Source organism: Niallia sp. (assembly GCF_031978665.1).
Classification (GTDB): domain Bacteria; phylum Bacillota; class Bacilli; order Bacillales; family Cytobacillaceae; genus Niallia.
Genome location: NZ_DALZDK010000001.1, coordinates 25537 through 40334, shown reverse-complemented (window position 1 = coordinate 40334; position 14798 = coordinate 25537). Strand labels below are relative to the sequence as shown.

Here is a 14798-nt window from a genome sequence, read left to right as displayed (position 1 = left end):
ATAATCTGAATTTTTTTAATATAATGGTAGATAGATAACTCTTGCTGATTGGAAAACCAAAGGCGTCCTATTTTGGGACTCTTTTGGTTTTTTTGTTAGTTAAGGAATCGATTCTATTTACCTCACAAACATGTACCGAATAATCTTATATTGGAGGAAAACAATGTCTTATAGCTATGTGTCACATTTAGAATGTCCAAAATGCCAAGCAACGTTAGAGGTTACTAAAATTCAGCAGCTATGTGAATGTGGTTCACCTTTATTGGTTCGTTATGATTTACAGAAAGTAAAAGAACATCTTTCGAAGGAAACAATCGAAAGACGTCCAACTAGTTTATGGCGCTATCATGAACTTTTACCAGTCACAGCAGAAGAAAATGTAGTTTCTTTAGGGGAAGGATGCACGCCATTAGAAAAAATGCCAAGATTAGGCGAGCATTATCAGCTTTCTAATTTATACATAAAAGATGAAGGAATCATCCCAACAGGATCATTTAAAACAAGAGGGGCCAGTGTCGGGATTTCAAAAGCAAAAGAGCTTGGGGTAGAACAGCTTGCTATGCCTACAAATGGTAATGCTGGTGCAGCTTGGGCGCTTTATGCTGCAAAGGCAAACATCAAAGCAACAATTGTGATGCCTGTAGATGCTCCTGCTATTACAAGAAAAGAAGTCTATATAGCTGGGGGAGATTTGCATTTAGTAGAGGGACTAATAAGTGATGCCGGCAAAATAGTTGGGCAATTAGTTGCTCAAAAAGGAGTTTATGATGCTTCTACTTTGAAAGAACCATACCGAATTGAAGGAAAGAAGACGATGGGGTATGAGATTGTGGAGCAATTTAATTGGGAAGTTCCCGATGTTATTTTATATCCTACGGGTGGAGGGGTTGGAATTATCGGCATTTATAAGGCTTTGAAAGAAATGCAAGAGCTCGGTTGGATAACAGATAACAAGCTTCCTAGATTAGTAGCTGTACAAGCAGAAGGGTGTTCGCCTATTGTGCAAGCATGGAAAAAAAGGGAGGCAGAATCTACCTTTTATAAAAACTCGGAAACTTGTGCTTTCGGCATAAATGTTCCCAAAGCATTAGGTGACTTTCTTGTACTAGAAAGTTTGTATAAGACAAATGGATGCGCGGTTGCTGTATCGGAGAATGAGTTATTAGCAGCGCAAAAGCTAGTCGCAGAGCTTGAAGGCAATTATATTTGTCCAGAAGGAGCAGCAACCTTTGCAGCTGCTGAAAAGTTAAGAAAAGAAGGATGGATTAAAAAAGAAGAAGTTGTTGTTTGTTTAAATACAGGCGCAGGGATTAAGTATCCAGAAACGGTTGTGCTATCGAGTATTCCAACCTTACAGCCTGGGGAATTTATTGAAGAATAAACTGTTGGCTAAATAGCGTTAAATTTTATGATAACCGCCAGTTCTACCGACGGTTATCTAGTTTCTTACCTATTATTTTGGTAATTTATAATCATATTCCACTTCATCCATCGCTTCGTTATATTTCACATATAAGTCATGTCCATTGAAATACCAAACGTCTGTTTCCTCGGCGTAGAATTGAATCCCCGCAACTTCGGTACTAGCAATTGCATCAACAGGATCCTCAATAGAGAAACCTAATGAAAAGTTCTCTTGGACAGGACTATTTCCATATATCATTGGATAAAAGCGCACATAACTTCCGGGTTTTAAACCAACTTCATCCTTAAACCATGTTAAAGCAGTATCACTAATGTGTATATTCAATGTATGATCCCCCTAAAATAATGCTGTATTTTTTTACCTATTTATTACTCAATCTTATGCTAACTGTTGATTTTATAAAAAACACTCAATTTTATATGTCTATTTAATTTTACACCTTATGTATGGACTTAAACAATGTGAAGTGTTGAAACTTTTTAATAAAATCATTGTATAAATAGTACTGAGTATAGGTGAGCTTAAAGTTAATCAAGAGGGAAAAGAAGAGATGGGAGGGGAAACAGCGTATAATCGAAAATTCAAAAAGACAACTACTTCAATATTATGAATTTATGGAAAATATATCAAATTATTCTTTATAATTACAAAAAAATCGATATAATAAAATGGGCAGTCTACAATTCAGCTGTCATTTTACATAGAGGAGGATATGATTTGAAAATTTCAGCAATCAAGTATGAAGCAAGACAATCATTGATAGGAGAATGGGGAAAGGTAGTCGGACTAACATTCTTATATTTCATTTTAAGTACGATTTTAAGTTTATCGATAGAGGTTTATGCTAGTGGAGGTATCATGAATTGGTTTAATCAAGATTCCACACCACCGTTGGCCTCAGCATTAAGTACCATAATTAGTGTTATTTTAATCCCTTTATCAGTATCCATTGGTTGGTTTTATCTAGAGATTGTGAGAAAAAAAAGCCCTGAGGTTCCGCAGATTTTTTCGATATACAAAGACACAAAATTAGCACTAAAAGTGATTGGAACAACTATTATGGTTGGCATATTTACATTTTTATGGTCTTTATTATTATTAATTCCAGGAATTATCAAGGGGCTAGCATATTCACAAACCTTCATGATATTAAAAGATCATCCAGAGTATTCCGTTTTTGAAGCAATTACAGAAAGCAGAAAAAGAATGAAAGGCTATAAATGGAAGTTTTTCCTGTTAAACTTAAGCTTTATCGGTTGGGGCATTTTATGTCTATTATCATTAGGAATTGGGTTCCTATGGTTAACTCCATATATCTATACGTCTAATGCAACATTTTATCAAAAGTTAATCGCAGAAAAAGAAACATTATAATTTATAGACAAAAACCAGAACGCAGTGTTAAAAGACTGTTTTCTGGTTTTTTAAAGTCTAAAGGATTAATCACATATTAAGTAAAACATAATGTAGCAATGCAATATGGATAATATGTAGATAAAGTTGATCTGAGTAGTGATTGATTCTAAAATCATGACAATTCGTTTTAAAGTGTTTAGTAGTAATAAGGCATAAATTGGATGCAAATAGCTCAAAAGGTTAAACGTTTGTGAAACAAAATTTTCCTACATAGTTAAAACTATTTATAAGGATCATTTAAACTAAGTCTACGTTATAGTAAAAATCTTAAAGAATTATTTAAAATGTAAATAAAAATTTTTTCTGGTTCAAAATGAAGCCAATGATTTATTAATAATGAAATACACAATATGAGATAAAAATTTTTCAATTTGTCTCACTATCTAAAGTATACTTTGTTATGAGATAGAATTTAATTAGATTTTAATTGCTGTGTATAATATATATTATGTAAACTAGAATAAAGATTTCAACTAGGGGGTGTATTCTTTATTCTAGTTTAAATTGACGAGTGACACAAAAATACTAAATATCTTGTGACTTCGATTAAAAAAATTGCTATGATTTATTCTTTTGGCATATTGAATTTATTAATAGTTATTCTTAGATCTTCATTCCATCCTTAACAGTTCTATTTTGAATCCATTTGATAAATTAGTATCTCCGGAGTAACACAGCTTTACTAATTACCGTTATTCAAAAGTACTGCGTATATTTATTAACAAACAAATAAATAAACATCATTTTATTAATAAACTATTCTTGTGTAAGACATTGATGCTAATTTAAATATCTCTCCGTTTTTGGTATATACTTCTGTTACTACAAAAGGATTTGTTACTTCATTTCCATTTACGATAGCTGTTAATTTTAATTTATTTAATAAAACAACTGTTGAATCCAATTCTTTGATGGTACTTTCTTGAAAATCAATTTCTTTATAAATAATTCCTCTTCTTTTTATTATATCTATTTCTTCATCCCGTGATAATGTAACTCCCATATGAACAAACATGGCATTTTGATGCACTAAATCAACTAAGACATCTACTTTTTCTCTTTGAATTGCATCCCAAATTTTTTCCGATACCTCTAATATTTTTTTCATTAGTATCTACTCCTTTTAATATCTATTATATTAATAGTATCTAGCTGTATCATACAGTAATTATCCACTAAATCCGAATAACTCCGGTATCACATTTGTCTTAAATATTTGCATAAACCTCTTAATGTAATTGATATCACGTGGAGTATAAAAAACATAATTTAAAGAAGCAATTAATTACTATTAGTACTACTTTAAACTGCCTATGTGATGCAAGTTTTGCTGAGATAGAATAGGCGGTTACGACAAATATACCTAAACCTACACCGAGCAGTACCCTTGATGCCATTAGGGGATAGTATACATATGCTGGTTTTGTGATGGGTTCATTCCCACTTGAATAATTGAGTGTCTCGTATTTCATTTCTACTATAGTTCCCTCATGATTCGCAACCGTTGTATACTTTTTGGGAATAGATATCGTTTTACCTGTTTACATAATTGCCTCACTTTCATTTCTAATTGAATTCACTGAATTACCTTGACTACTACATGCAGCAATAATAATGATAACTAGTATCAGACTTATCATCATTGTAATGAATTTTTTAAGTTAACCCTCCTTTCACACTGAATCTTAATCGATTGGTACTTCACACAGAATATCTTTTTCCCCATTCAACATTGGTCTCTGTTCATTCACCTTAATTATTCAACAAAACAATTCGCAAACGGTATCAAAATTATCTCAGATAATTACATAATCCTAGCAACATTATAAATCCCTTAGAAAATTTGTTTATAATGGGAGCTTTTAAGAGGACTTGCGAAAGTTATGCTTTCTAATCCCAAAGGACTTCAGGATGAATCTTAACCATTTCAGGATCTCTGTGAGAAAAGAACAAACTTTCTTTTGTGTCTAGAGCGGTAACCTTATCCATATCTGCTTGAGACAATTCAAAATCAAATATATTAAAGTTCTCATTCATTCTTTCTTTACGAACAGACTTAGGAATCGCTACAACTCCTCTTTGAGTCAACCAACGTAGAATCACTTGAGCAACTGATTTGTTATATTGTTCTGCAATGGAAACTAAAATCTCATTCTTTAAAATGTTATTTTTCCCTTCTGCAAAAGGACCCCAAGATTGTATTTGTACATTGTTCTCTTTCATGTAGTGAGCACTTTCAATTTGCTGGTTGAACGGATGGGTTTCCATTTGATTTACTGCCGGAATCACAAGTCTGCCAGATGATCCATATGGAAGTTAGTGGAAGTTACTCACACCAATCGCGCGAATTTTTCCTTCTTGAAATAATTCCTCCATACTCGCCATGAACCATAAATATCGCCATATGGCTGGTGAATTAAGTACAAATCTAAATAGTCTAATTGAAGATTAGTTAACGATTTTTCAAATGCTTTCATCGTGTTTTCATAGCCTGTATCTTGTACCCAAAGCTTTGTTGTAATAAATAATTCCTTTCTAGGTATACCACTTCTTTTTATCGCTCTTCCTACTGCTTTTTCATTTTGATAAGAAGCTGCTGTATCTATGAGACGATAACCAGCCATAATAGCATTATAAATAGCTTGTTCACATTCCTCTAAGTCGTTCATTTGAAACACTCCAAAGCAGCTGTCACGTGTTTTCTCCTTCAACTACTCAAGTGAGTGCCTTATGTTTTGTCTTTGAATGCTATTAAGAGACTATTGAAAACCCATCTCTAATGTCATTAAAATCATGATTGCTTATTTAATGCAAGGAATAGGCAATAATCCGAGAGAAATGTGATAACGTTCTCTTTTTTGGTTTTTATATAATAAAAATACAAGCATCAGTGAATAGAAGTGGTGTGTTAATACTCAAATCTTCATTGTATTAAGGATACAACACAAAAGTTTTTAACAAATAAGGTGGCGAAAATCAATGATACTGCGAATAAAAAAGCTATTCTCAATTAAAGGTTACAGTCTTTTTATGATTTGTATGCTTCTCGTCGGGAGTGGTATCTCAATTACAATGCCATATTTATCTTTGTATTCTACTGAAGAAATTGGGATGAGTGCGGGAGGATTTGGGATTTTCATGGCTATTAGCTCACTCAGTGGTGTATTAATGAACTCATATATTGCTAAGTGTTCGGATAGTGGAATTAATCGGAAAAGGATAATTGTTATTGCTATGCTTTCTTCCGCATTAGGCTATTCTTCTTATTTAATTTTTGATAGCTATTTTCTCCTGTTAATTATGGTCACTCTTTTTAACGGGATCGGAGCTGCTGCAATGCCCCAAATCTTCGCATTCGCTCAAGAGTCAGCAAATACAAGCAAAACGGATGATAAGACATTTGCGCTATCAACGCTTCGGTCACTTGTTTCACTAGGATTCCTTATTGGGCCACTAATTGGGACAATCATATTAAGCGCAGCCGGTTATAGTGGTCTATTTCTTGGTACCTCTGCTATATTTCTGTTTATTGCATCTCTTGTATTCTTCTTTTTACAAAATCAAAACAATACTCTTCAAGGTAAAAATCATAACGGAAAAACATCCGTCCCATTACTAAAAAGTAAGGAAGTAAAATATCCGTTCATTGCCTTTATTCTTCTTTTTGCAGTTAATGCTATTAATGCAATAAACACGCCTCTTTTTATTGTGAATGAACTCAATGGAAGCTATGCTGAGGTGGGGATAGTAGTCAGTGTTTGTGCAGGATTAGAAATCCCAATTATGATTTCCCTAGGTGCATTAAGTAGCAGAATAACAAATCATTCCTTAATGATAATTAGCTGCTTTATAGCCGGTATATACTTTCTTGTACTAACTATAGCCACCCATTCTTGGATTTTAATAGCAGCACAACTTATTCAAGCTATTTTTGTTGCAATCGTAATGGGAAATGGACTTAGTTATTTTACGGATTTAATGCCCAATTCACCTGGGATTTCAGCAACAATCTATTCTAACGGTTCTACTATTGGGAGATTAGTGGGGAATCTAGGCGGCGGTTTGATCGCCACATTCATAGGATTCCGTTTTGTTAACTTGGTATGTTTACTGCTTGTCATACTTTCATTTGTTATTCTGTGGAGTAGTAAGTACCATGGAAAATCGGAAGTATCAAGTAAGAAAACTCCTTCTGTTTAAACTTGTTCCTGCATAGTTAAGTTAATACATGTCTTCCTTTATTCTCTCGCCACTAGTATAGAACTAGAAACATCTTCTAAATACAGCCAATCGTGAAGTGTCCCATAAAATATCACTTCTTCTTGTTAATGACTCTCGTTCCTATAGAAAACACCTCCTGAATCATATCATATTATATTAATACGATATGATTCAGGAGGTGTTAGGGATGTTTTTTCCTTGTCTCAATAATTTAATATTTAGCCTCTTTTATTTTCCCACTCTATTCGCGTACTCTGATGGGTAACGCTCTCCTGAAATTTCGATCTTTGATAGAGCGTCGTTCAAATCAACTAGTTCTTGGGAAGTCAGTTCCACCTCTGCAGCTCCAATATTTTCTTCTAGACGTTCCAGTTTTCTTGTGCCGGGAATCGGAACGATCCATGGCTTCTGAGCAAGTACCCATGCTAATGCAATTTGAGCTGGTGAAGCTTCCTTCTCAACTGCAATCTTCTTTATTAGATCAACCAATATTTGATTAACTTCCATATTTTCAGGTTTAAAACGTGGAACAATACTACGGAAATCTGAGCTATCAAATATTGTATTTTTTTCAATTTTCCCAGTAAGGAACCCTTTCCCCAGAGGACTGAACGGTACAAAGCCAATTCCTAGCTCTTCAAGGGTAGGCAGAAGTTGATCTTCAGGACTTCTCCACATCATGGAGTATTCACTCTGAATTGCTGCTAATGGATGAACAGAGTGCGCTCTACGTATCGTTTCAACACCTGCTTCAGAAAGCCCCCAATGTTTAACCTTACCTTCATTGATTAGGTCTTTTATAACACCGGCTACTTCCTCGATTGGCACACTTGGGTCAACCCGATGTTGATAATAGAGATCAATAGTGTCTATGCTTAATCGTTTAAGAGAACCTTCAACTGATTTCCTTATAGTCTCTGGCTTGCTATCAAGTACCTGCTTTCCCTTTTCCATTTGAATTCCAAATTTAGTGGCAATGACCACATCTTCCTTAAAAGGTCTAAGAGCCTCACCAACCAATTCCTCATTTATATATGGTCCGTAAACTTCGGCGGTATCGAAAAAAGTAACGCCGCGATCAATTGCTGCATGAATTAACGAAATCATTTCTTTCTTATCCGATGCTGGTCCATAACCATGACTCATCCCCATACAACCAAGACCTATTGTTGAGACTTCTAATCCGCTATTTCCAAGTATACGCTTTTGCATATTTACCCCTTCCTTTCCTTTAACTAATGATAAGTTTATGCAGTTTGTCAGTATCACAGGAACTGGTGGCTAAACACATGTACTCCATGTTAAAACGATGACATAAATGCGCTATTACATTTCTAATAATGGGAATAGCATCACTAGGTTCCGTTCCTTGAATTATTAAATAAACACGTTTACCTGCTAATGGCGCAAATTTCCTGTGTACTCTTATTATGCATCACTTAAAAACACTTCTGATATCACAATGCTGTCAAATGATTGCTTATTCCTCTCATACCCATTTACGCAGAAAACAAATTAGTCTTATAATGGGATCATTAGATATGAAGAAATTAAAGGAGAATTGTTATGTTTGAACAAATATATAGACAAAGAATTGAACTCATAAAAATTATAGAGGGTCATACTGGAAAGGACGGTTCTCAAAAAACTATTATTCCCTCTTTATTTTTCTCCCGTTACTCTAGCAATATTGGACCAAGTTACGGAGTTTACAATCCATCTTTATGTATTATTGTTCAAGGAATGAAGGAAGTTTTATTGTCGCGAGAGCGTTTTCAATACGGACCTGCTGATTACCTTGTAGCATCCGTTAACCTACCAATTACTGCTCAAATTACGGAAGCCTCTATTGAAGAACCTTATCTTGCTCTTAAACTTGAATTTACACCGAGTGAAATATTAGAGGTTTTACGTGAATTTCAAGTGGAAGCTGAAAAGAAAAAAAATGCCAAACGAGGTCTGTATGTTAGCAAAATAGAGTGTTCACTGTTAGATGCAGTAACTAGATTAGCGAGGCTCTTAGATAATCCAAAAGATATTCCAGTAATTGCTCCTCTGATAAGAAAAGAAATTATTTATAGAGTTTTGCAAGGGGAACATGGAGAATTACTAAAACAAATTGCAATAGAAGGAAGTTCGACTAATCAAATAAATGACGTAATTGAATTTATTATGAATAATTATGAAAAGTCGTTTAAGATTGAGGATCTCGCAGATATAGCAAACATGAGTGTTTCTTCTTTACATCGTCATTTTAAAGAAGTAGCAGCAATGAGTCCCATCCAATTTCAAAAACAACTGAGATTACAAGAGGCTCGGAGTTTGTTATTATCGGAATCGTCAGATGCTGCAGATGTAGGATTCCGAGTTGGATATGAAAGCCCGTCACAATTTAGCAGGGAATATTCACGTATGTTTGGCTTACCACCTAAAGAAGATATGAAGCGATTAAGAGAGAATCTTGACAAATCAATAAATCAATAAAACGATAAAACACTTCCCACTTACGGTTGGAGGGTAACTTAGATAAAAAAGGATTATTATCTAAGGAATATCTTAGTTGATCTTTAGGAAAATAAGTTACTGACACTACTTCTGTAAATTACAATTTTCTTAGATGCTAACCTTCCTTGATAAATAAACGATTCTCTATAATAAGCTATTTTAAGCGTTAACTCATAAATCGAGCGTTTATCTTTCTTTATCTTAATTATGGTATAATAAAGAAAACGTCTAATCCCTTATATATCAAGATTTTAGACGTTTATGATTAGAAAATATTGTAGCGTTAATATTTATTATACGAAAATTTATTCTATTTTGAAAATTAAATACTACCCGAATATTTTAAGGAATGTCTTAATTTTGTAGACATTCCTATTTTCTCTTTATCGATAATAATTAATCCTTTTATTTCACTAAAACTCCCTTTGGTTTAAGTTGATTTCTTCACAAAGTTGTTTTTTCATGGCTCTTTTTTCAGGATTCTGGTATTCTTAGTGTCAGAGAAACATAAATAAAAACCATTAATTCTTTCTGGAACAACGCCCCTTTTAGTTCTGAGTATATACAATTTATTCCTAAATAATTGAACGAATTCTTCCACCGGTTTTCGATACACACGTATACGCCTATTAGTTATATTTTCTTTTCCAATGGTAATCATTAAAACTATTTCATGTGTGTCAGGAATTCGAAGTAGTTCTCTTATTTTTTTGAATCGAATCCAATCATCGGGCAAGTATCCGATCAACGATTCTTTGCAGATAACATAAAAAGCATCGATGATGATGATAAAGAGGCATTGCGAATTGCGTCCTTCTTCTAAAATCTTCGCCTAGTCCCTCATAAAACTGATGATTATTATTCACCATAGCATCTAATTCGAACTCAGAAATAATACCTAAATTTCTCATTCCTTCGTGAATTTTCTGCGTTTGGCGGTATGCTAATTTATCCGCAACTACAAGTATTACACCGGATGTTGTTTGGACTTTATATTGTCCATAAGCAGCATCTCAAATTTTTTCTTTAAGGACATCATCTAGGACTGCGATATATTCTGTATACTGTAAATTAAAAGCAGAAGGTGCCAATTAACATCATTAAATATTGGTTTTAAATCTTCTGCTGTTATTTTTAACCCTTTTATAAAGTATTAGCTGAATGTCTTTCCTCAATTAATTTTAAGAAATCCATTTTCATGTAGTCTTCCTTTGCTTATTAAAATACTAGACTAAGTTTCTTAATACTTAGCTAACGTTGTTTGATCACTAAAAGTATACTGACACAGTAATAATTATACCTAAACTTAACCTTAATATATTATAAGTGAATCGATACGTTTTGTTATTGCTGGATATGGTGTGATGTTGGCCCCTTCACTAGCTGTGGAGGAGCATTTGAAGCGTAATGAAGTAGGGATAGTAAAAGTTAAAGGGATTGAAATAAAACGTCCTGTTTTTCTATGCAATCGTAAGGAGAATCAGGAACATTCTTCCACTATCAGTCAATTTCTTCGAATAATAAAAATGCAGAAAAGTACGGATTTACCGAGTTGAGAACAAATGATCTTATTTAGAAATCACTAAATTATCTACAATAAAAGAGTCACTTGAAGAATTGTCTAAACTTGTGTAGATCCCCATTTCCTTAAAACTAATAAATAAGTGGGCAAACAAGTTGATTGTATGCCCACTTATTTATTAGTTGATTTTTAGGATTAAGACATCCTCTACTCATTCATTTGCGCTATGTACTTGAAAGCTTCTAGTTGTAGATCCTCTTTAAGTCGCTCTCTTATTACATTGACACACTCTTCGACAGTACGCTGAGATGTATCTACTTCTAAATCATAAATACCAGGTTTATGAACTTCCTGTTGCCATAATAAAATCGATTTTGGTATTTTACCGTCATTTGTGAATGCGGCATACCCAGTTTTCATTCTTCGCTCCATTATTTCTTCGATAGGACAATGAATACCAACAAATAAAACCTTATGTTCCGTGAGTATTCTAGCACACTTTGGAAGAATGTCTAAAGGCTGAGAATATCCATTATGATGTCCTATATCAACGATGATATGAAGACCTGCTTTGCTGTATAAAGCAATAGTCTTATATAGAGTAAGATACATTTTAAGAATAAGAGGTTCAAGATCGGGTCTTTCCCCACCAGGACGTAATCCTATTCCAGGTTGATATTTATCTGGAATAGTAGACATGAATTGATCAACTCCTAGATTCATCCAAACTCCTTCAAATAAGTTTTGAATGGCAGAAGCAATACTGGACTTTCCAGATCTAGGAGCACCATTAAGAATGATGATTTTTCCGTTTCTGTCTCGTTCTAACATAGTCGCCCCCCTTTTTATTCTTTAATTACATGCTTATTGAGTAACTTACCTGTAAAATTATCACTCGTTTAATAATTTCATATGTTATAGTCTGCAAATATTATGATAGTTGATAGGAACCTTAGCATTTGGTTAATGAGAATTTGTAGCTGTCCACCTGAACCTAAGGCTTTATATAGAGACCATGGCCGCTTACTGATATGCCTCTACTCCCAGCAGTTCATCCAACCCTACAATTTCAAATCCACGTTCCTGCACAGCTTCAATTATAGTAGGTAACGCTTTAGCTGTTTCTGCTTTTTCTGAATCAGAATGCATTAAAATAATATCGCCATTTCGCAAATTATCCGTGACATTCTTGATAATGTTTTTTGCATCCTTTTGTGACCAATCAAGTGTATCGATTGACCAAATAATAACAGAGTAGCCTTTATCTTTGGCATTTTCGATTAATATTTCATTTGTTTCCCCATACGGTGGTCTAATCATTGCCGGTTCTTTGCCGATAATCGCTTGAATAGCAAGTCCTGCTTTATTAATTTCATCTTCTTGTGCTGTGCTGCTTAACGTAGTCAAATCAACATGGTGATAGCTATGGCTTAATATTAAATTTTCATTTTCATAGGCGTTCTTGACTACCTGTGGGTACTTTTCTGCTTCGCTGCCAATAAAGAAAAAATTCCCTATTACATTGTAATTCTGTAATATTCCGATAATTTGTGGTGTAACAATTTCGTCAGGACCGTCATCAAAGGTTAAAGAAATCTTCTTTTCGTTTCGTCCATTTATATATAAATTGGGCTGATTTTCTTTAAATTTCACAATTTCATTCCTCCAATTTTGCATCGTTTGCCAGGCACTATTTGTAAGTTGATTTGAGTTACCTTTAATATCTAATACATAATCATGTTGCTCGAGTCTTTCTTCATTATAAACAGATAAATGGTCCACTCTTTCTGTTTTATTTAAGATAATAAACTTAAGCTGAATATCTTCTTCAAGGTTATAAACAATTATTTGTTCATCTTCTCCTGTTCTAATTTCTACTGGTTCCCCTAATTCTTCTTTTAATTCAGATAAGGAGATTGCATTTAATTGCTTTTTGTAAGAACGAATATCATAAATTTCCCCATTTTCCGTATATCCAAATACGGTATCCTTATCTTCATAGGTTGCGTAATAGCCATTCCCTACATGGTCTGTTTGAAGCGGCTCTCCCCACTGGCTCTTTACTTCTTTCATGGTACTGGTAAATACGTTGAAGGTACTTGTATCCGTCATTCCTTTTTTTGCATCTTCCACTAGGCTAGTTATATACTTAGAAGGTAGATTAGTCTTTTTTTGTTCTTGATTTGTTTCACTTGGCTTGAGATCTTTTGATTCTTTTGAATTTTGGGAACTACATGCAACGAACAATAACAAAAGAAACAACCCCATTACAAAGAGTAAAAGCTTTGCTTTCAGTTCCATTCACCTTCCCTTCTATTTGTTCTTCTCTACTATTTAATGTAAGGGTTAATGTATTCGTTTGCAATAAATAAATGGTATCAATAATGAGGCTTCCTTTTGTTCTCATCTAATTTTAATAATTGTTTTTTATAATAATGAACTCATGTATTCTTACCAAAAAAGTAGGTGTATTATTAACAATGAATGTTGAAACGTTATTACAATTAAATACAATTTTTATCAGTATCATTATTGAGGCTTTGCCCTTTATTTTAATAGGGGTTCTTATTTCTGGAATTATCCAAATTTTTATTTCAGAAGAATTTATCGCAAAAATTATGCCGAAGAACCCAATTCTTGCGATTTTATTTGCTTCATTAATCGGAAGTATAATCCCAGCTTGTGAATGTGGTATTATTCCGATTACAAGACGGTTAATCTTAAAAGGTGTTCCGCTACCAGCAAGTATCGCTTTTATGCTGACTGGTCCAATTATTAACCCGGTTGTTATTTTCTCAACCTATGTTGCCTTTGGGAATAGCTGGAGGATGGTGATTCTTCGCTCTTTGGTGGCACTTGTTTGTTCGATACTAGTTGGACTTGCTCTGCAAAAAACGGTGAAGCAATCCCCATTAAAAAATCACGTGCCAGAACATACCCACAATCACTCGTTTAAAGGTCGAATCGAAGCGATGTTTAAACACTCTATAGATGAATTTTTCACTGTTGGAAAATATTTGGTTATTGGCTCGTTTATCGCAGCGGCAGTACAAACATTTATTAAGACCTCTACCCTTGTATCAATAGGTACTGGTCCGGCTTCTTCTCATTTGGTGATGATGGGACTTGGCTTTATTTTAAGTCTTTGTTCGCAAGCAGATGCGTTTGTGGCAGCGAGCTTTAGAAACAGCTTCTCTGAAGGCTCTATCCTTGCTTTCCTAGTGTTTGGTCCAATGTTAGATATAAAGAATACATTGATGCTTTTAAGCACGTTTAAAGCTAAGTTTGTTATCTTACTAACAAGCCTTATTACCATCATTGTGTTTCTTGTAACAATTTTCCTATAAAGAGGTGAAAAATCATGCTACGGATATTTGTGTTAATCGGCTTTACTTATTTATTTTTACATTTACATGCAACTGGCGATATCTCGAAATATATTAATATGAAGTATTCGTATATTTCAGAATCAGCTATCTATATATTTGTTCTTTTTACTATTATTTGTGTCTATAACTATGTGAAAAAGGATAAGCAGACTCATGAAGATACCTGTGAGCATTGCGGCCACGATCATTCCCATGAAGATAATAGCTGGTGGAAACGTGGATTAACGATTATAACCTTGATTTTACCTATCATCACTGGTTTAATGCTTCCAGTAGCTACCCTTGACTCCAATATAGTGGAGAAAAAGGGATTGTATTT

12 protein-coding genes and 2 pseudogenes are annotated in these 14798 nt (G+C 33.9%); 7 read left to right on the top strand and 7 right to left on the bottom strand.

Annotated elements, in window-relative coordinates; translation table 11 throughout:
• The first annotated feature begins 163 nt into the window (after nucleotides 1-163).
• Nucleotides 164-1381, top strand: a complete 1218-nt coding sequence (locus RTL21_RS00190) for a threonine synthase (RefSeq protein ID WP_312092125.1) — start codon at nucleotides 164-166, stop codon at nucleotides 1379-1381.
• A 72-nt stretch (nucleotides 1382-1453) separates the two neighbouring features.
• Here the strand turns inward: RTL21_RS00190 and RTL21_RS00185 are convergent, their stop codons facing one another.
• On the bottom strand, nucleotides 1454-1750 hold the full coding sequence (locus tag RTL21_RS00185) for a HesB/YadR/YfhF family protein (protein ID WP_312092123.1): 297 nt from the start codon (nucleotides 1748-1750) through the stop codon (nucleotides 1454-1456).
• A 393-nt stretch (nucleotides 1751-2143) separates the two neighbouring features.
• Between RTL21_RS00185 and RTL21_RS00180 the strand changes: the two genes are divergently transcribed.
• Nucleotides 2144-2800 (top strand): DUF975 family protein, encoded by a 657-nt coding sequence (locus tag RTL21_RS00180; protein WP_312092121.1) that lies wholly within the window; start codon nucleotides 2144-2146, stop codon nucleotides 2798-2800.
• A 790-nt stretch (nucleotides 2801-3590) separates the two neighbouring features.
• On the opposite strand, the gene RTL21_RS00175 is transcribed toward RTL21_RS00180, so the two are convergent.
• On the bottom strand, nucleotides 3591-3950 hold the full coding sequence (locus tag RTL21_RS00175) for a nuclear transport factor 2 family protein (RefSeq protein ID WP_312092119.1): 360 nt from the start codon (nucleotides 3948-3950) through the stop codon (nucleotides 3591-3593).
• Nucleotides 3951-4732: 782 nt separating this feature from the next.
• Nucleotides 4733-5553: pseudogene (locus RTL21_RS00170) on the bottom strand (aldo/keto reductase).
• A 268-nt stretch (nucleotides 5554-5821) separates the two neighbouring features.
• Here RTL21_RS00170 and RTL21_RS00165 point away from each other — a divergent pair.
• Entirely contained in the window at nucleotides 5822-7042 is a 1221-nt protein-coding gene (locus tag RTL21_RS00165) for a sugar efflux transporter (RefSeq protein WP_312092117.1), read from the top strand.
• A gap of 249 nt (nucleotides 7043-7291) precedes the next feature.
• Here RTL21_RS00165 and RTL21_RS00160 read toward each other — a convergent pair whose 3' ends face one another.
• A complete protein-coding gene (locus RTL21_RS00160; protein WP_312092116.1) occupies nucleotides 7292-8275 on the bottom strand; it encodes an aldo/keto reductase in 984 nt (327 codons plus the stop codon).
• A 354-nt stretch (nucleotides 8276-8629) separates the two neighbouring features.
• Here RTL21_RS00160 and RTL21_RS00155 point away from each other — a divergent pair, with 354 nt between their 5' ends.
• Entirely contained in the window at nucleotides 8630-9547 is a 918-nt protein-coding gene (locus tag RTL21_RS00155; protein ID WP_312092114.1) for an AraC family transcriptional regulator, read from the top strand.
• Nucleotides 9548-10151: 604 nt separating this feature from the next.
• Here the strand turns inward: RTL21_RS00155 and RTL21_RS00150 are convergent.
• Nucleotides 10152-10762 (bottom strand): annotated as a pseudogene (locus tag RTL21_RS00150) (nitroreductase family protein); the annotation flags it as partial.
• Nucleotides 10763-10887: 125 nt separating this feature from the next.
• Between RTL21_RS00150 and RTL21_RS00145 the strand changes: the two are divergent.
• Nucleotides 10888-11124 carry a LysR substrate-binding domain-containing protein gene (locus RTL21_RS00145; RefSeq protein ID WP_312092466.1) on the top strand — a complete coding sequence of 79 codons (237 nt, stop codon included), beginning with the start codon at nucleotides 10888-10890 and terminating at the stop codon, nucleotides 11122-11124.
• Between the two features lie 173 nt (nucleotides 11125-11297).
• Here the strand turns inward: RTL21_RS00145 and RTL21_RS00140 are convergent, their stop codons facing one another.
• A complete protein-coding gene (locus RTL21_RS00140; protein ID WP_312092112.1) occupies nucleotides 11298-11921 on the bottom strand; it encodes a chloramphenicol phosphotransferase CPT family protein in 624 nt (207 codons plus the stop codon).
• A gap of 192 nt (nucleotides 11922-12113) precedes the next feature.
• Nucleotides 12114-13391 carry a polysaccharide deacetylase family protein gene (locus tag RTL21_RS00135; RefSeq protein ID WP_312092110.1) on the bottom strand — a complete coding sequence of 426 codons (1278 nt, stop codon included), beginning with the start codon at nucleotides 13389-13391 and terminating at the stop codon, nucleotides 12114-12116.
• A gap of 179 nt (nucleotides 13392-13570) precedes the next feature.
• Between RTL21_RS00135 and RTL21_RS00130 the strand changes: the two genes are divergently transcribed.
• Together RTL21_RS00130 and RTL21_RS00125 are read left to right on the top strand one after the other, a co-directional pair.
• Nucleotides 13571-14437 (top strand): permease, encoded by an 867-nt coding sequence (locus RTL21_RS00130; RefSeq protein ID WP_312092108.1) that lies wholly within the window; start codon nucleotides 13571-13573, stop codon nucleotides 14435-14437.
• Between the two features lie 14 nt (nucleotides 14438-14451).
• Nucleotides 14452-14798: DUF1980 domain-containing protein (locus tag RTL21_RS00125; protein WP_312092106.1), on the top strand; the 347-nt coding region annotated here is incomplete at its 3' end.